The sequence below is a fragment of the Paraburkholderia sp. GW821-FHT02A12 genome (genome assembly GCF_059422005.1).
The window spans coordinates 3,773,502-3,791,192 of sequence record NZ_JBWKWA010000002.1 but is presented as its reverse complement, the minus strand read 5'-3'; the positions used below and the strand labels follow the sequence as shown (position 1 = coordinate 3,791,192).

Annotated in this window: 16 protein-coding genes and 1 pseudogene; 11 read left to right on the top strand and 6 right to left on the bottom strand. The window is 60.3% G+C overall.

Annotated features, from left to right (window positions below; genetic code table 11):
• Positions 1 to 2,151 precede the first annotated feature (2,151 nt).
• Complete coding sequence (locus AC07WT_RS38550) at positions 2,152 to 3,357, top strand: DNA-binding protein (protein ID WP_494950998.1); 1,206 nt, start codon at positions 2,152 to 2,154, stop codon at positions 3,355 to 3,357.
• Between the two features lie 73 nt (positions 3,358 to 3,430).
• Here the strand turns inward: AC07WT_RS38550 and AC07WT_RS38545 are convergent, their stop codons facing one another.
• The 3 genes from AC07WT_RS38545 to AC07WT_RS38535 all read right to left on the bottom strand — a co-directional run bounded on the left by AC07WT_RS38545 (position 3,431) and on the right by AC07WT_RS38535 (position 5,721).
• Positions 3,431 to 4,513 (bottom strand): tyrosine-type recombinase/integrase, encoded by a 1,083-nt coding sequence (locus AC07WT_RS38545; RefSeq protein WP_494950997.1) that lies wholly within the window; start codon positions 4,511 to 4,513, stop codon positions 3,431 to 3,433.
• Between the two features lie 56 nt (positions 4,514 to 4,569).
• Complete coding sequence (locus AC07WT_RS38540; protein ID WP_492595157.1) at positions 4,570 to 4,968, bottom strand: DUF2471 family protein; 399 nt, start codon at positions 4,966 to 4,968, stop codon at positions 4,570 to 4,572.
• 105 nt (positions 4,969 to 5,073) lie between these two features.
• Positions 5,074 to 5,721 (bottom strand): helix-turn-helix domain-containing protein, encoded by a 648-nt coding sequence (locus AC07WT_RS38535; protein WP_494950996.1) that lies wholly within the window; start codon positions 5,719 to 5,721, stop codon positions 5,074 to 5,076.
• A gap of 159 nt (positions 5,722 to 5,880) precedes the next feature.
• Here AC07WT_RS38535 and AC07WT_RS38530 point away from each other — a divergent pair, with 159 nt between their 5' ends.
• Both AC07WT_RS38530 and tdh read left to right on the top strand, forming a co-directional pair.
• Positions 5,881 to 7,080 carry a glycine C-acetyltransferase gene (locus tag AC07WT_RS38530; protein ID WP_494950995.1) on the top strand — a complete coding sequence of 400 codons (1,200 nt, stop codon included), beginning with the start codon at positions 5,881 to 5,883 and terminating at the stop codon, positions 7,078 to 7,080.
• 13 nt (positions 7,081 to 7,093) lie between these two features.
• Complete coding sequence (tdh, locus tag AC07WT_RS38525) at positions 7,094 to 8,125, top strand: L-threonine 3-dehydrogenase (RefSeq protein ID WP_494950994.1); 1,032 nt, start codon at positions 7,094 to 7,096, stop codon at positions 8,123 to 8,125.
• Positions 8,126 to 8,194: 69 nt separating this feature from the next.
• Here the strand turns inward: tdh and AC07WT_RS38520 are convergent, their stop codons facing one another.
• The gene (locus AC07WT_RS38520; protein WP_494950993.1) at positions 8,195 to 8,845 is read right to left on the bottom strand and encodes a YceI family protein; all 651 of its coding nucleotides are present in this window, start codon (positions 8,843 to 8,845) and stop codon (positions 8,195 to 8,197) included.
• A 121-nt stretch (positions 8,846 to 8,966) separates the two neighbouring features.
• Here AC07WT_RS38520 and AC07WT_RS38515 point away from each other — a divergent pair, with 121 nt between their 5' ends.
• The 3 genes from AC07WT_RS38515 to AC07WT_RS38505 all read left to right on the top strand — a co-directional run bounded on the left by AC07WT_RS38515 (position 8,967) and on the right by AC07WT_RS38505 (position 10,847).
• Entirely contained in the window at positions 8,967 to 9,623 is a 657-nt protein-coding gene (locus tag AC07WT_RS38515) for a TetR/AcrR family transcriptional regulator (protein WP_494950992.1), read from the top strand.
• A 13-nt stretch (positions 9,624 to 9,636) separates the two neighbouring features.
• Positions 9,637 to 10,116, top strand: a complete 480-nt coding sequence (locus tag AC07WT_RS38510; protein WP_494950991.1) for a nuclear transport factor 2 family protein — start codon at positions 9,637 to 9,639, stop codon at positions 10,114 to 10,116.
• A gap of 212 nt (positions 10,117 to 10,328) precedes the next feature.
• Positions 10,329 to 10,847 carry a hypothetical protein gene (locus AC07WT_RS38505; RefSeq protein WP_492595164.1) on the top strand — a complete coding sequence of 173 codons (519 nt, stop codon included), beginning with the start codon at positions 10,329 to 10,331 and terminating at the stop codon, positions 10,845 to 10,847.
• A gap of 87 nt (positions 10,848 to 10,934) precedes the next feature.
• On the opposite strand, the gene AC07WT_RS38500 is transcribed toward AC07WT_RS38505, so the two are convergent.
• Positions 10,935 to 11,738, bottom strand: coding sequence for a YkgJ family cysteine cluster protein (locus tag AC07WT_RS38500; RefSeq protein ID WP_494950990.1), 804 nt, complete (start codon positions 11,736 to 11,738; stop codon positions 10,935 to 10,937).
• A gap of 616 nt (positions 11,739 to 12,354) precedes the next feature.
• Here AC07WT_RS38500 and AC07WT_RS38495 point away from each other — a divergent pair.
• Complete coding sequence (locus AC07WT_RS38495) at positions 12,355 to 12,549, top strand: hypothetical protein (RefSeq protein WP_494950989.1); 195 nt, start codon at positions 12,355 to 12,357, stop codon at positions 12,547 to 12,549.
• A 6-nt stretch (positions 12,550 to 12,555) separates the two neighbouring features.
• Here the strand turns inward: AC07WT_RS38495 and AC07WT_RS38490 are convergent.
• Positions 12,556 to 12,723, bottom strand: a pseudogene (locus AC07WT_RS38490) (ATP-binding protein); the annotation flags it as partial.
• 123 nt (positions 12,724 to 12,846) lie between these two features.
• On the opposite strand from AC07WT_RS38490, the gene AC07WT_RS38485 reads away from it, so the two are divergent.
• From AC07WT_RS38485 to AC07WT_RS38470, 4 genes are all read left to right on the top strand, one after another.
• Positions 12,847 to 13,542, top strand: a complete 696-nt coding sequence (locus AC07WT_RS38485) for a DNA alkylation repair protein (RefSeq protein ID WP_494950988.1) — start codon at positions 12,847 to 12,849, stop codon at positions 13,540 to 13,542.
• 428 nt (positions 13,543 to 13,970) lie between these two features.
• Positions 13,971 to 16,358 (top strand): HAMP domain-containing protein, encoded by a 2,388-nt coding sequence (locus AC07WT_RS38480; RefSeq protein ID WP_494950987.1) that lies wholly within the window; start codon positions 13,971 to 13,973, stop codon positions 16,356 to 16,358.
• Positions 16,359 to 16,388: 30 nt separating this feature from the next.
• Positions 16,389 to 17,123 (top strand): methyl-accepting chemotaxis protein, encoded by a 735-nt coding sequence (locus AC07WT_RS38475; RefSeq protein ID WP_494950986.1) that lies wholly within the window; start codon positions 16,389 to 16,391, stop codon positions 17,121 to 17,123.
• Positions 17,120 to 17,659: a hypothetical protein gene (locus AC07WT_RS38470; RefSeq protein ID WP_494950985.1), complete on the top strand. Its 540-nt coding sequence runs from the start codon at positions 17,120 to 17,122 to the stop codon at positions 17,657 to 17,659. Before AC07WT_RS38475 ends, AC07WT_RS38470 begins: the two co-directional genes overlap by 4 nt.
• Positions 17,660 to 17,691: the final 32 nt, after the last annotated feature.

Sequence of the window (17,691 nt, the reverse complement as noted above, 5' to 3'; positions counted from 1 at the left end):
GCGTCGGGTCGAGGAGGGATTTGGCGAGAGCATACCGGCTGCGGTGATACACGTCTATAGCGAGAGTCTCACCGTTCCTGGTGAAGTGAGCTTACGAACCGCAACTCACCTCGAACAACTCCCGAAAACCCTCACCTCAAGCGTTTCGCGCCAGGTTCGGGGCATCCTTGCAGGTCGCGGCGTCTGGAAATATCGACCAATTCCGGACCTACCGCGAACGGGAAGCATTCGATCCCGTATCTGCTCACCTTAAAAAAATCTCAGGAATTTTGACTGTAGGCACGTTGCGTGTGGGGTGAACTCGCGTCGAATTAGCGCGGCGGAAGTTTTGTGCCTTGCCCTCGCATTGTGGGGCAGGGAAGAGCCACGCCACACATTTGGCATCAGCCCCAGAGTTGACGGCGACACTCCGCTTTGTCACGAGCGATGCCAGTGGTCTGGACTGCCGTCGCGCACGGGTCGAAGCGAACGGGAGAACAGGATGACATGCGCCCCCACCGGAAGACCCGTGCTCCCCGGTCCCGCGCCGCATTGGCGCAGTTGGGGCTGACGCCGGTGCCGGCGTCTACTCGATCAACCGCTGCGCACCGTACTGCTCCGAATAAAGACATGCGGCGCACGAGCGAACGTCGTCGTCGCAAAGGCCGTCGATGGCACAGCGTGCCTCCGCGGCACATACTGCAACATGCCTAAACGGGCAGAGGGAGATGAAATAGCCGGCAAGCGTTCCCTCTTGTCGATGCTTGAGAGTGAGTGCACGACAGATTCACCCGAAAAAGCTCACCTTTCAGCCTGTTCAACGCTCGAATTGGCGCGGCCCTCAGGCCTGACAGCCGATAAAAGCAGCGTTATATGCTCCCGAAAAACCTCACCATCGGGTGCAACTCGGGTTGATCCGCAACACGCCACGCATCTCCCGAAAAACCTCACCATTGCCCGATGATGAAAAATTTATCCATATATTCAGCCACTTAGGTATGTGACTTGGCCAGCAACGCAATCACCCCCTCCCGAATTTCCTCACCTTCCGCAGTTTTTCCATGGATCCAGCAGTCATTGAGCGCTGCCTCAAAGGTCCCGAAAAACCTCACCATTCGAATTCCGCAGCGGCAAAACCCGACTACGTCCGACAACGCCTGTAGCGCATTTCCGGCCAGGGATGACGATTTTGGTCCCGTATTTCCTCACCTTAACAATCACAAGCCCTTAAAAGTGCTCCTGAAAAACCTCACCTTTGACTCAAAACGGGCTAATTTTTGACACGCGCATCGCCCCAACCCTTGTCTCCCGAATTCGCTCACCTTTGCCAAAAGGTCACTGTCGATTCCATTAACGGCTCCGGCCGATTTCCACTCAAAACGCGGCACGCCTCCCGCAAACACTCACCTTAGCCGCCTGCGTGCCTAGATTTGAGGCAAAAACGCCCTATGCTCCCGGAAAATCTCACCTACGGTTCGCGTTTTGTCCCGTCTCGGCTCACCAATGGGATTCGAGGGGTCCAAATAAGGTCTAAAAATAGGGTCCAGAGTGGTCCCGAAAGCGCTCACCTCGAGCCCGGCCGCACCTCAGACACACTTTCGAGAACTGCCGGGCGATCTGCGCCCGTCAGGTCCCGCAAAATCTCACCTTTGGCTGAACTCCACTTTTGTAGCGGCTCCTGAACCCGCTCACGTCCTGTCCCGGACCCGCTCACCGACGTCCCCGAACCCCATCACTCAACACTCCCGCAGAACCTCACCACCACTCCCGTAAAGCTTCACCTTGACAGGCCGGAAGCCCTGCCACGTAAGGCTTTGCGGTGGCGTTAACGTTTTTAACATGGGTTCAAGGGTGTTTACTTTTATTACTCTCTAGAATTTTCCCCGCGTGTCCTTCGGACAAGGCCCTTCCCACCATCTAGCCATCAGCTAGCGTTCGTGAAACAGTGCGCGATCATTGAACGAGCCCTAAAACTTCTTTCTTTACAAGAGCTTATTGGCTACTCTTAGTTTTGTTTCACGAAAAAAGCAGCCCTGCCCCAATCCGTTGACCTATCTGCACTGGTAAAGCACCTCAATTCACTCAAACTTAACCGATACGCACAAATACGTATCAAACAATACGTAAATTGTTATGATTCATCCGATTCGAGCGACATTGAGGTGTAAATAAATGAATCTGGACGAAGAACGTCGCGCCATACGTGACGAGCTTGAAGCAATGCGGGTAAGCGGCGCTCGGCGCCAGGAACTATCGCTTCACGCCTGCAAGCGACTTTTTTTTGATCTTGGAATTCGTCCGTCGATGGCTGCCGTCCGCGACCTGACCCAAACAGGTAGTGCAAGCGACATTCCCAAAGACATTGATAGTTTCTGGGAGCGCATCAGAAACGTGTCGCGCATAAAAGTCGGGGCCGGCGCCATTCCGAAAGCACTTGAAGACCGGGCCGGAGAATTATTGGGTGCCCTCTTCGAAGAAGCCGTCGCACATGCCCGTTCAACGCTCGACGAGGAGCGCGAGGAAATTCGTGCGCACATTGCCGCTGCCGACCAGCGCATACGAGAAGCGGAGATTCGCCGCGATGCATCGGAAGAAGCGGTCAAACGTGGCGAACTGCGAGCCGACGTTGCATGGGAGCGGGTTCGGGCGCTTGAAGCCGAGCTGTCCAGCGCCGCCACGCACGGCGCCGCCCATCAAGAAGGCTTACAGGCAACGGTGCAACGACTCGAGCGTGAAAATGAAGCACTTCGCGAGCGTCTGGACAGCGAGCAGTCAACCAACGCGACGCTCCGCGACCGGATCGATGCATTACATGTCGAATTGCGCCAAAGCACCGAACACTATGCGCAACAGATCAAAGACGCGGTTGCCGAAGCGGAGCGGCGCGTCAAGCCAATGTTGGTCGAACTGGATTCCTTGCGCAGCATGGCGGCTACCTACCAGTCGGGGGTACGCGATGCGAGTCGCAAGGAGTTCGATTTCATCCAGCAAATCGCCGCAGCCAAGGCACGTGGCGATCGGCTGGACGCGCGAATGCGCGAGCAGTCCGACGAACTGGATGCTTTGACGAAAGAAATCGCCGAGTTGCGCGGCCAGCAAGGCATGGATTCCGCGGTCGCCGGTCTGCTGTGCTCGCTCGTCGAAGCCGGCCGGCTTACAACTGACGAGTTGACAGTGATCGGCACGGCGGCCGACGGTCATGTCACGCTGCCGCTGCGATGCCCGAAATGCGAAGAAGGTGAGCCCGAGCTATCGCAAGTGGATCACCGCTACGAATTGCAGTGTCCGGAGTGCGACCACTCGTCCGGGCCCGGCGAGTCCCGTCTGGAGGCGGTCAGCCGGTTTTTGTCGAAAGGAACGATGGCCGCGTCGCCATGACGGTTCGACGCGGGTGCAATAGCAGATAAATGGCCAAAGGTGAGGAAATTCAGGACCTCGGGCGTGAGGATTTTCAGGACTCGCCCGCCCCTGCTTTCCTCGTCAAACGTCCGTCGCGCCTAGGCGCGGGCAGTGGCGGCGCGCCAGGATCCGGCGCGTCGGAGACCGGTGGATCCTGCTGATCCGCCCATGTCTGCCATGCTCGATACAACCGGTTCGCGGACACCACCTGTACAAATCCCAGCCATTGCCCGACCAGCTCAGCCTCGACACCGCTTTCGAACAGATCCGCGGCGAAGGTATTGCGCAATGTTTGCGGACTCGCGCGCGATGTTCTGGATGCGGCGATTCCGGCGGCATCGATCAGCGCGTCGACAGCTCGCAACATTGTTGCCTTATGCATCGGCCGTCCTGAAGGCGATGCGGGAAAGACCAGGTTGCCGGCCAGTTCAGAGAGCCGCCGCTCAGCGAGCCATGCATCGAGGATTGCAACCGCGAACGGCGCGAGCCGGGTACGGCGCGTCAGCATCGGATTCGCCGACTCGATCGTGACCCACGGTGAGCCCGCATTCACGCAACTAATCGTTAGCACCGCGGCTTCGCCCGTCTTCAATCCGCCACCGAGAAAAACCGCAATCAACGCACGATCGCGCCGCTCTCTCCAGCGTTGTGCGGCGGACAAAGCCGTCAAAGGCGAAAACAGATGCGCAATCAGTGCGGCACGTTCAGGATGGCTGAGAAAACCGGTTGGCTCGTTATCGCGCGCGTTTCGCCATGCGGCTTCACCGTCTTGAGCAATGAAGCGCGCAGGATTGGTCGACGCGGACTCGACCTCGCGAACGTGGTCCAGCACCCGTTCAATCAGGCGCAAATACCTGACCCGTTGTGTTTTTCTAATCGCCAACCCGGCAACGAATTCGGCGATCGTCTGCGTGTCGACTGTCACGAGGCTCTTGTGGCGAAGCGCAAGCCAATCGAGGAACGATCCCCATTGCGCTTGATAGACCTCTGCGGACGAACGCCTGAAATGCTGTTTGACGAGCCAGGCGTCGAAGGCGATTTGCGGGTCGCGGCGCCAGTCTTCGCGTGCCTGATCGAAGAGATCGGTAGATGGCGCCGGGCGTGCGGCCGGGTCGGACAGATGAGGAGGGGACATAGGCTATCTTTCCGTTAGTTGCGCACATTGTAGGTCGCAACTGATGAAAATACAGCTCAGCCGCCCCACGCCCGTGCCCGTTTGGGCGAAGAATTGTCGGAAACGGCTTGTGCGGCGCGCCGTGACGCCTCTTCATAGGCCGACACCGCAAACGCGAACACAGCCGGCAACGCAGTCGACGTACCGAAGTCCACTGCCTCGTCCGTTTCGGGATAAGGCAAGTCGGACGGCCGTTGAAACAAGCCCAGCATCAATGCGTCATGGCGGCTGGCAAAGCCAAGATCCGCCAACGCCTCAGCTTCGACCGCGTGCAGCAGCCGCCACGTGAGCGGCACCTGCTGCACGATGTAGCGCGCGGCAATATTGCGCACGATATGTTCGAGGTCGCGCGCCGCGGTTTGAAAGCGCAGCGCTGCCAGATCGTGGTCGGCATGGGCGGTGGTGAGGTCGTTCATTATCGGCTCCAATCGATGCCCTATACTGTACAAATATACAGTGTCGCGCGCAACCTCGACCGAATGGCCAATTCCGCCAACCGCCTGCAATGGTGCGCCCGGCGCTCAGCCGTGGATCACCACTAGCAGCGCTTTCGCCTCGCCTTTGCCGGCGTTGCGAATCGCGTGCGGCTCGTCGGCGACGTAGCGCGCCGTGTCCGCCGCCTTCAGTCGCTTCGTCGCGCCGGCCGCCTCGATTTCGATCGATCCCTGCAGCACGGTCAGATGCTCGCGCGTGCCCGGTTCGTGCGCGTTCGACACCAGCGCCCCGCCCGCCTGCAGCGTCAGCTCGTACCACTCGAACTTGCCGGCCAACTCGATCGGCCCCCACACGCGCAACTGATACCTGGCGTCGTGCCCGCTCAAAGTGGGAATGTCATGCGGGCCGGACACGGCGATCGCTTCCGGTGTCTTTTGCGGCGCGAACAGTGAATCGAGACTGACGCCGAGTGCGTTAGTCAGGCGCCAGGCGACCGCAATCGTCGGATTCGCCTTGTCGCGCTCGATTTCCGATAGCATGGATTTCGACACGCCGGCCGCGCGCGACAAGTCGTCGAGCGTCATGCGCCGTTCGGCGCGCAAGCGCTGAATCTGCTCGCCGACGCGCGGCGGCGCCGCGACCGCCGCGACCGCCGCGACCGAGGCCGAGCCTGAAGTGGGTGTCGCGCTGGGTGCGGCCTTGACTGCGGCGCGGCGGGTCCCCGAACTTGCCATTTACTGACCTATCGTTTAGAGTTGTTCGGTATACCGGATTTTAGTTCGAAAAAACGAAAATATCCGATAAAACTGACACTGACTATAACAGGCCGCCCCGTGGCCGCAAGTGCCGGACATGCCGGCCGCGGGCGCTACCCCCTTTCAGGAGCCTGCTTCATGCGTGACCTTTACCTCGCCCATCTGCGCGGCACTATCGAGCAGATCCGTGCCGACGGTTTTTACAAGAGCGAGCGCGTGATCGCGAGTCCGCAGTCGGCCGACGTCCGTCTCGCGAATGGCGCCGACGTGCTGAATTTCTGCGCGAACAACTATCTGGGCCTCGCAAATGACGAACGCCTGATCGAGGCCGCCAAAGAAGGGTTGGACAAAGACGGCTTCGGCATGGCGTCGGTGCGCTTCATTTGCGGCACGCAGACCGTGCACAAGGAACTCGAAAAAGCGCTCGCGGCCTTCCTGCAAACTGACGACTGCATCCTCTATTCGAGCTGTTTCGATGCGAACGGCGGCCTGTTCGAAACGCTGCTCGACGAATCCGACGCGATCATCAGCGACGAGTTGAATCACGCCAGCATTATCGACGGCGTGCGGCTGTCCAAAGCGAAGCGCTTTCGTTACAAGAACAACGACCTCGCCGATCTCGAAGCCAAACTGCAGGAAGCCGACGCCGCCGGCGCGCGCTTCAAGCTGATCGCGACCGACGGCGTGTTTTCGATGGACGGCATCATCGCCGACCTCGCGGGCATCTGTGATCTCGCCGACCGCTACGGCGCGCTGGTGATGGTCGACGACTCGCACGCAGTCGGCTTTGTCGGTGAACACGGGCGCGGCACGCCGGAACATTGCGGCGTGCTCGCGCGCGTCGACATCATTACCGGTACGCTCGGCAAAGCGCTGGGCGGCGCATCGGGCGGCTATGTCGCCGCGCGCCAGGAGGTTGTCGATTTGCTGCGCCAACGCTCGCGTCCCTATCTGTTCTCCAACACGCTGACGCCGAGCATCGCCGCCGCATCGCTGAAGGTGCTCGAACTGCTGGCGAGCGACGAAGGCGCGCAACTGCGCGCACGCGTGCGTGAAAACGGCGCACATTTCCGCCGCGCGATGAGCGCGCTCGGCTTCACGCTCGTACCGGGCGAACACCCGATCATTCCGGTCATGCTCGGCGACGCGCAACTCGCGTCGAACATGGCCGATGCGTTGCTGAAGGAAGGCGTCTACGTGATCGGCTTCTCGTTCCCGGTGGTGCCGAAAGGCCGCGCGCGCATCCGCACGCAGATGAGCGCCGCGCACACGCCCGAACAGATCGACCGCGCCGTGGATGCATTCGCGCGCGTCGGCCGTCAACTCGGCATCATCTGAAGCGGAGGCGCACATGAAAGCATTGGCAAAACTCGAACGCGCACCGGGCCTCACGCTCACGGACGTCAAGAAACCCGAAGTCGGCCACAACGACGTGATGATCCGCATCACGCGCACCGCGATTTGCGGCACCGACATCCACATCTGGAAATGGGACGATTGGGCGCAAAAAACGATTCCGGTACCGATGCACGTCGGCCACGAATACGTCGGCGAAATCGTCGAAATGGGCCAGGAAGTGCGCGGCTTTGCGATCGGCGATCGCGTGTCGGGTGAAGGACATATCACCTGCGGTTTCTGTCGTAACTGTCGCGCGGGGCGCCGGCATCTATGCCGCAACACAGTGGGCGTCGGCGTGAATCGGGAAGGCGCGTTCGCCGAGTATCTGGTGATTCCCGCCTTCAACGCGTTCAAGATTCCGCCTGAGATTTCCGACGACCTCGCCGCGATCTTCGATCCATTCGGTAACGCCACGCATACCGCGCTGTCGTTCAACCTGGTCGGCGAAGACGTGCTGATTACCGGCGCGGGCCCGATCGGCATCATGGCGGTGGCGATTGCAAAACACGTGGGCGCGCGCAACGTCGTGATTACCGACGTCAACGACTACCGGCTCGAACTCGCGCGCAAAATGGGCGCCACGCGTGCGGTGAACGTATCGCGCGAATCGCTGCGCGACGTGATGGCCGATTTGCACATGACCGAAGGCTTCGACGTAGGGCTGGAAATGTCAGGGGTGCCAAGCGCTTTCACCAGCATGCTCGAAGCGATGAACCACGGCGGCAAGATCGCGCTGCTCGGCATTCCGCCGGCGCAAACCGCGATCGACTGGACCCAGGTGATCTTCAAGGGTCTCGAAATCAAGGGCATTTATGGCCGTGAGATGTTCGAAACCTGGTACAAGATGGTGGCGATGCTGCAAAGCGGCTTGGACCTGTCGCCGATCCTCACGCACCATTTCAAGGTCGACGATTATCAACAGGCGTTCGCCACGATGCTATCGGGAGAGAGCGGCAAGGTGATTCTCGACTGGAGCGCCGCGTGAACCGTCACCTAAGCTAAAACAACGACGCTGCCAAACCGCAGCAGTCCAGATGAAACGCCCGCACCGCGCTCATGCGCCTGCGGGCGTTTTAGCGAACTCGGCCTGAATGCGCACGTGGATATCGTCGCCGACGGCCGGATACCACGTCGACAAACCGAACTTCGCGCGGCTGAAATGACCGTCTGCGGAAAAACCGAGCGTGTCTTTTTTCGTTAGCGGATCGGGTGCGAAACCGTTGAAGGTCACATCCAGCGTAACCGGCTGCGTGACGTCGCGAATCGTCAGAGTGCCGGTCAGCGTGCCGCGCGATTCGCCGGTGCGCTCGAAGTGCGTGCTGACAAAACGCAACTGCGGAAAGCGCGACACGTCGAGCATGCTGGCGCTTTTCACCATCTTGTCGAGCACCGGCACATTCGTGTCGATGCTCGCCGCGTCGATCGTCACGGTTACCGCGCTTTTGTCCAGGCCGCCTTCATTCCAGTCGAGTTGACCCTGCCTGCGATCGAAACGCATCGTGAAGCGCGAATACTTGAGGTGATCGACATCGAAGGTAATGCTGCAATGGTCCCGATCGAGTTCATAGCGGCCAGCCGGCACCCGCGCCTCGCTCTGGCTGACCGTGTGCGTGAGTACTTGCAGCGGCGTACAGGCCATCGGCATCAGCAGTGCTGCGCTGAGCAACGCGCGCATGAACGTTGCGCGGACAGTGGAAGTGCTCATGAAGTTCGTCCCGGTTAGCCCAATCGTCATCACGATAGCAGTTAGCGTACTCAGACCGCAAAAAGCGCGCAAACGCAAGTAGAAACTTGACGGAGGAGAATGATCGTTCTACCATCCGTGCATGGCTACGCAAACTGAAACTGAATCCCTGGCGCCGGGCAGTGCGCGCGAACGGCTGCTCGATGCTGCCGAAGCATTGATCTACGCGGGCGGCATTCATGCAACCGGCGTGGACGCGATCGTCAAGCAGTCCGGCACCGCGCGCAAAAGCTTCTACACGCATTTTGAATCGAAAGATGCACTCGTCGCCGCGGCGCTCGAGCGGCGCGACGAACGCTGGATGAACTGGTTCATCGCGGGCACGCAGGGGCATGGCAAGACCGCGCGCAAACGCCTGCTCGGCATGTTCGACGTGCTGCGCGAATGGTTCGCGTCGGAGGATTTTCACGGCTGTGCGTTTCTGAACGCGGCCGGCGAGATCGCCTCCGCTGACGATCCGATCCGGATCGTCGCGCGTGAGCACAAGGAACGCCTGTTGGCCTTCGTGCGAACGCAGTGCGATAAATACGCGTTGGAATCCGACATGGACGGCCGCCGCGTCGCGCGGCTGTCGCGTCAATGGCTGATCCTGCTCGATGGCGCGATTGCCGTCGCGCTGGTGAGCGGCGAGTCCGACGCCGCGCTCGACGCGCGCGCCGCAGCCGAAGCGTTGCTCGCCATCGAACCCGCCGGCAAATCTGCCAACAACCGCTCGCCATCCCGGCGAACCGCAACCTGACTGAGGAGCCAGCATGGCCGACCCGATCGAAACCCGCCCGCCGCTGCCACCGTTCACGCGCGAAACCGCGGTCCAGAAAGTGCGCGCCGCGGAAGACGGCTGGAATACCCGCGACCCCGAGCGCGTGTCGCTCGCCTACACGCCTGACAGCGTGTGGCGCAACCGCGCCGAGTTCACGCACGGCCGCGCGGAGATCGTCGGACTGCTGCGCCGTAAATGGGCGAAGGAACTCGACTATCGGTTGATCAAGGAGCTATGGGCGTTTACCGATAACCGCATAGCGGTGCGCTTTGCGTACGAATGGCATGACGATTCGAACAACTGGTTCCGTTCTTACGGCAACGAAAACTGGGAATTCGACGAACATGGGTTAATGGCGCGTCGTCATGCAAGCATCAACGATTTGCCGATCCGCGCATCGGACCGTTTGTATCTCTGGCCGCTGGGTCGGCGTCCCGACGATCATCCGGGCCTCTCCGACCTCGGGCTCTGAACCCTCAAGGTGAACGCGCGCCGTGCGTTCACCGCTCTGCCATCGGTTCTCCGTTATTGTTGTGTTTGCGCCGCGGGGCACCTCCTGTGCCCGGGCGCCCGAGCGTGTCCTCCACTTCGCGTAAGCGGGTTGAGGTACAGTGCGCGACGGACGGCAAGCAGGAATACCCAGAACGCGGATGACACCGGCGCTCGACCGGTGACGGAGAACACATGCAATTTCGGCAGATAAAGAGGAATGTCCGGCGCACCGCTGTGGCGCTCGTTGCGAGTTTCGCGGCGGTGTCCGCGGCACATGCGAGCAACTGGTGCGAGGGCGGCATATGGGGCGACCTGATGCTCGGTTCGTATCACATCAAACCCGACCCAAACACCCATTTCGAAGAGTTCAATCCAGGGCCTGGCGTCGAATGCTGGCTCAACAACCGATGGGCGCTGACCGCCGGCGGCTTTCGCAATTCGCTGCGGCGGCCTTCGTACTATGGCGGCGGCGTCTGGTCGCCTGACTTCGCGCACTGGGGCATCGTCCGGATTGCGGCGATCGGCGGGATCATCTCGGGCTACAACTACGGCAACTGGGGCCTGGGTCGCGACCATACGATCGGACCCGTGGTTGCGCCGATCGTGATGGTCGAATACAAGCGCGTTGGGGCGAACTTCATCGTGATTCCGCCGATTCCTTCGGACCATCTTCCGTTCACGATCGGGTTTCAGGTGAAGGTGAAGTTCTAGGTGGCTGTTCTCAATTCGCAAATACGTCGCGACTTTTTGAAACGACGGTTCTTGTGACAGAAAAGTTGCGACTTCCCATCTGGGTCTTCAGTTTGGCAAACTGACATGCCCGGCGCTTCCCATCAAGTCGTCTGGAAAAAAGCCCAGGAATTTGGCTGAATCGGTTTCCCAGGCCGACGTCTCCGACGCGACCGCATCGACAGAGCGTAGCGCGTCGACGGTCGCGCTTCTATTCGACACGAATCGCCATGACGCTGACCGCACTGGCGCGACAGTCACCGGGGCCGATTCGAGAGCGCTCAACAGAGCGGATGCGTCTGGCGAGTACACGACAAAACCTTCGTTGCCCAGCGCCGCGGTGGCGATTCCGAGTGTCTCGCAGAGAGCGGCCTTGAGATCTACTTCGGCAGCATCTGTGTTGCGCGACTCTGCGATCAACGCTGCGATTTTCGCATCGACGATCTGTCCCTGCCTAAGTAGCGGTGAGGTGGCATGTATCCACGCTTCGGGCGGACACGCCTTCTGGTCCCGGCTCAAAGGAATGAATGGGTTAATCTCCGCCGGATAGACGCGGCATACCAGTGGGCGGCTTTCGTAAGCGCTGCACTGCATATCTTCTTCGAGGTTCGGACACGGGCCATCAAACGCGGCGACAATCAGCGCCACGACCCGTATAGGCAGAGAACCGCTTGAGGCGGGAAACGAGCGCCGGCGTTTGTGTGCCGCTATCAAGTTATCGTGGGCAGGTTCTTCGGGCCACGGGACAGCCTCGAGGAATAGCTGAACCTGGTGGCCGCGCTTTAGCCAGCTGATAGCTTCGGCTACCGTCAACGGTAATCGAAGGTCGTGACAACATTTGCCGCACATTGTGCAGCCGAAGTCGATATTCATCCGCCAAGCTCCTTTGCCTCCTGGACCATCCGATTGTGCCTGTTTGTGCCTGTTGTTGTGGCGATAGCCTGGAGATCGTTGAGCTATCGCCATAAGACACAGCGTTCGACTTAGTCGTAGCAGAGGCGCGATTCTTACAGTGGGTTCGGACAATAATTTTTCTGGCGGTGGATAAGACGTTCGCGAAAGGGGGATGGTGAGGAATTCCAGGAGATGGTGCGATGTCGGCGAGAGGTGAGCCGTTCCAGGATGGTGAGGATTTCCAGGAAGTCCGCCTCATACCCGCTGACGGTGACGCATCGAGCGTTCGAAATCTCACCTTCAAGCAAAGCAACGCAAGGCCGGAAGAATCCGCCAATCTCCTTACATCCGCTTCCATCTATAAACAAAGCGTGAGCGCTTCATCTTGCGTTACGTGATGCCGCGAATCCCGCGAGCACTACATTCGCGGGCACGCAGACGGCAGGCCGGCACCACCCTGGAGGCCAGGCTTTGTCGTGGTTGTAACGGCTTCGTAAAACATGATCCTTCGCTGGTTGATAAGTTGCGGATGACGCGCCGCGCCGCTACCTGAGCGGCGACGCTGCGTGACCATTGATCCATCGAAGGAGAAGGCATGAAAAAGCTGTTGGCAATCGCGGCGCTCGCCGCCCTGACCGCAACCTTGAGCGGATGCTGGTGGGGGCCGCCTCCGGGTTGGGGCGGGGGCGGTCCGGGTGGTGGCGGGCCCGGCGGCGGTGGTCCTGGCGGCGGTGGCGGCGGCGGGCCGCACGGCGCGATCGTCGTTCCTAACAATGCTGCGCAAGGCTAACCGAGGCTAACCCGGAAACGTAAGCGACACGACGAAACCGCCATCGCTTGCGCTACCGGCATGAAAAACGCCGCCGTTATATCGCACGAGGCGCCGCACGATTGCGAGGCCCAGTCCGCAGTGAGCATCGCCGCTGCGCGCTTCGTCGAGCCGCACGAACGGCTGCAGCGCGCGAGGTACCAGGCGAAGCACGGGAATGAGGCGAACAGCCGATAGGTGAGAAGATTCGGGAGTACACGCGGTGGGAATAACGCTACCTGTCGCCGGACTTCAAACTCAAAGGTGAGGATATTCGGGATGACACCCAACGCTTTCCGCGGCGAGATCAAGGCGGCGCTCGCACAACACGCCGACGCCCAGCGCGCACTCGCGATGCGCGCTTACATGCGGAACCAGTTCGAGTTCATCGGAGTGCCGACGCCGCTGCGGCGGCAAGCGACATTGCCGGTCTTCAAGCGGCTCCCGGTCGAGAACGCGGAGCATCTCCTGGCATGCGCACGCGTCTTATGGTCCATGCCGCAACGCGAGTATCAATACGCCGCCACCGATCTGCTGGCGCGCAAGTGGAAGGTCCTCGGTCTTGCGGACATCGAGCATCTGCTTTCGATAGCGCAACGTAGCGCGTGGTGGGACTCGATTGATCCGCTGGCGGGCGTGGTCGGCGACGTTCTGAAATCCGCGCGGGAGCAAATCCCGAATGCGCAAATCTGCATGGATGCCGCGCTCGAGCATGAGTCGCTGTGGATTCGCCGCATCGCAATGATTCACCAACTCGGCTGGCGCGACCGTACCGATGAGGAGCGTCTATTCGGTTATGCCCGCTCACTGGCCGCGGAAACGGACTTCTTTATCCGCAAGGCCATCGGTTGGGCTTTGCGTGACTACGCGTGGCATGCGCCTCACGCAGTGAGCGGTTTTCTATCCGCTACGCGAGACGTGATCTCGCCGCTCACATTGCGCGAAGCCGCGAAGCATCTTTCAGCGATTCGCTGACGAGTGTGCTCTTATGGCTTTGGTCTTTCCTTGTTTCGTTATTGGTTTATTAGCGTTGCTCCGCACAGGGGCAACGCTAATAAACCAATAAGAAAAAGAAAAGAACGGCCAAAGAAGTCAGAGCAAGGAGGCCAACGCCGCAGGCACACAGACAGAAAGCGCCGCGCACGCAAACCAGAACAGGCGCTGCCACTTCCCGCTTTAAAGCCAAATTTAAACGGACTTTATATAACGGCATTGCCGAGAAAAACTTTAGAAAAAAATTAACGCCTCGGGCCGCCGCCCCCCTTTTTTTATCAGCAATTAGTCATCGCTTGGTAACATGCGCCCGGAATAATTCCCAGTGCTGCTACATCACCAGATTCCGCGAAAAAAGCGCGCGCCCCATCAGAGGGCCGACGCAAAAGGCCACACCCTCGGGGGTTCAAATGACTATCCGTCATCGCATCACGCTGTTGGTTATCTTGATGTTCGTCGCTCTATCGGCGATCGGAGGCTACGCCGTCTATCAGACCCGCGGTAGCGCGGGCGAAGTGCGGCAGGTGACCGAGGGTGTCGTGCCCAGCGCGCTCGCGTCCGCCGACCTCGTATCGCAAGTCAAAGACGTCCAGATCGCCACAATGACGCTCGTCTACGCGCCGGACGACAACATGGTCGCCCAGGCACAGGACGAACTGAAGAAGAAAAAGGCCTCGCTGCAACAGGCGCTCGCGCTGCAAGCGAAAGATGCCGCGAGCCACGCGCAAAAAGGCCTGGTGTCGCAAGCCAGGGACAGCCTGGAAAACTACTTCTCCGCTATCGCCGAAACGGCGAAGATGAAGGCCGCTGGCAAGAACGAACTCGCGCAGGCCTATCTGTTCGCCAACGTCGCGCAGTATCGCGACGAACTCGAAGGCATCGTCGAAACCCTGCGTGTCGAAAAGAACCGCGAGAAAGACGAAGCGATCACTACGCTGAACGCCACGCTCGCCACCACCACGACGGCTATCGCCATCGTCACCGGCATCGCCATCATTCTGCTGACCTCGATCGGCTCGCTGCTCTACCGCCAGATCACGCGCCCGCTCAGCCGCATGCAGGCGATGATGAGCGAGATCGCCTCGAGCCAGGACTTCACGCGCCGCGTGCCGGTGGGCCGCCTCGACGAGATCGGCCACTCGATCGTCGCCTTCAACGGGATGATCGAAAAGATCCAGGAAAGCTCGGCGCAGCTCAAACAGAAGACCGCCGACATTCAGGCAATGTTGCAGAACATGCAGCAGGGCATTCTGACGGTGATCGATGGCGCCGTGGTTCACGCGGAATACTCGGCGTATCTGGAAGACATCTTCGAAACGAAGGATATCGCCGGCCGCAGTCTGATGGACCTGGTGTTTTCGGAAACCGATCTCGGGTCGGACGTCCTCTCGCAAGTCGATGCGGCGACGCACGCGTGCCTCGGCGAAGACTGCATCAACTTCGCTTTCAATCAGCATCTGCTGGTGGGCGAGATTTCGAAGCGCATGCCCGATGGCCGCGTGAAGATTCTCGACCTGAGCTGGTCGGCGATCACCGACGAAAACGACGTCATCGTGCGCCTGATGCTGTGCGTGCGCGACGTCACCGAGCTGCGCAAGCTCGCTGCCGAAGCTAGCGAACAACGCCGCCGCCTCGACATGATCGGCGAGATTCTCGCTGTCAGCGAAGAGAAGTTCCATCATTTCATCGAAAGCTCCGCTGGGTTCGTCAGCGAAAACGAGCGGATCATTCGCAAGCATTCCGAAGCGGACCACGCAGCGATCGCCGAGCTGTTCCGCAACATGCACACCATCAAGGGCAACGCGCGGACCTACAACCTCCAGCATCTGACCAACGTCGTCCACGAAACGGAGCAGAGCTATCACGAACTGCGCCAGCCGGACGCGGACCGTTCGTGGGATCAGGAACATCTGATGCAGGAGTTGACGCGCGTGCGCGAGGCCATTGAGAGCTACGCGAAGATCAACGAACAGAGTCTCGGCCGCAAAGGCAAGGGCCGCTTGAACGACGCCGGCAACGCGGGCCGCTACGTGATGGTCGAGAAGGAACACATCCAGCAGACCCTGAGCCTGCTGGATAAGGCGAACGCAAGCGAGCTCCAGGAATTGCAGTCGATGCGCGACACCGTGCGCCGAACCTTGCGGGCTCTGGGCAGCGAAAGCGTGCGCGATGCGCTGTCCGGCGTGCTCGACTCGCTGCCGTCGCTCGCGCACGAACTGGGCAAGCAGGCGCCGAACGTGCGCATCGACGACAACGGCTATCGCCTGCGCGGCCAGGCAGGCGGCACGCTGAACAATGTGTTCATGCATCTGCTGCGCAATTCGATGGACCACGGCATCGAAACCGCCGAGGCGCGTACCGCGCAAGGCAAGACGCCAGCCGGCACGATCGATATCGAAGCCGGGGTGGACAGCGGCGCGTTGCAGATCACGCTCAGCGACGACGGCCGCGGTCTCGCGCTCGAACAGATTCGCGGCATCGCCGTCGAGCGCGGCTGGATCGGTAGGGACGAATCGCTCAGCGACGAAGCCATCGCCGATTTCATTTTCCGGCCGGGCTTCTCGACGGCGGAAACGGTCACGGAAGTGTCGGGCCGCGGTGTCGGTATGGATGCCGTGCGCGATTTTCTCAAGCGCGAAAACGGCAGCATCGAACTGCGTTTCACCGACGATAACAAGGGCGCATCGTTCCGCCAGTTCCAGACGATCGTCTGCCTGCCGGACAGCGTCGCGGTCGATACGTTAGGTGTGCAGGCGCGCGGCGCTGCCGGCGAACTGCGACTCGACGCAATGGCGTGAGCCGGGCAAGGGTTTTTGGAAGGATCGGTTGTGATTCCACAGTATCTGATAGCAGCGGTGGCAGGCGGCGCAATCACTGCGCTGCTGGCGTTCGCCGTGCACAAGTTGCAAAGCAGGAAGACCATCGCACGGTTGCGCGCTGAAAGCGAAGCGCGATCCGACGCGCTGCTGTCCGAGCATGCGGGTCATGTCGAAACGCTCCGTGAGCGCGAGCAGTTCGCGCAAGATCTGGAGGCGTCGCTGACACAGTTGCGCGAGGAACTGGCGCGGCAATCGGCGGCATCTGAAGATCTGCGCACCGCGTTGCAAGCCGCCACCGACGACAAAGGCCAGTGGGCACATCACGCGCAACAGATCGCAAGCGAAGCCGCGCGACTGAAGAGCCTCGGTGCGACCTTCGAGCGTTGGCACGATCAGATGATCTCGCTGATGACGCAAAACCACGACATGCACGCAAAAAACCAGGAGCTTTCGTCGATTGTCCGGCACGTGGTGATCGTTTCGCTGAACGCTTCGATCGAAGCCGCACGAGCGGGTCCGGCCGGGCGCGGCTTCGCGGTGGTGGCGAGCGAGGTTCGCGCGCTTGCGGCGCGCTCCGAAGAACTGTCGAAGAGCTATCGCGACAGCCTGCACCGCAACGACCTGACCACGACCTCGACGTTTCAGGACATCCAGGCAGGCGGCAAGATGATCGCCGCGTCGCTGAGCAGCGTCGAGTCGCTGGCCAATCAGTTCCAGGCGAAGCTTCACCAGGTGTCGACGTGATCACCGGCCACGCGAAGGATAGCTTCGAACGCATTTTCCGCAGGGCTGCGCAAGCGCGCTTGCCGCTGCAATCGAGCGATACGTGCGAGATCGTGCCGGTCGCGCAAGCCGGCATGGGCGCGACGAGCGACACCCAGGTCGTCGTACTGACCATCTCGTCGATTGTGTTCAGACTGCTGCTGATCCTTCAGTTCGATGACAACGACAGCACCTGCAACTACTTCCTGAAAGACACCGCGGACCGGTCTTTCCAGGAAGCGTTTCTGGAAATCTGCAACCTGTGCTGCGGCGCGATGAATCACGAACTGCAGCGCTATTTCCCGGACCTCGGCATGTCGACGCCTTACGTGCTGGGCGCTCGCTGCCTGTCGCATTTGCAGGAATTGAAACCGGATTTTCTGTCTTCGTATTCGATCACGATCGAGGGTTCGGTACAGCTTGCCGCGACGATTTGCGTCTGCGCAGATGCGCCGGTCGACTTCGTGGCGGATACGAGCGCCGTCGAAGAGACCAGCGGCAAGCTAGAGATGTTTTGAACGTTATGTCGATATCGACAATGAGCAGGAAC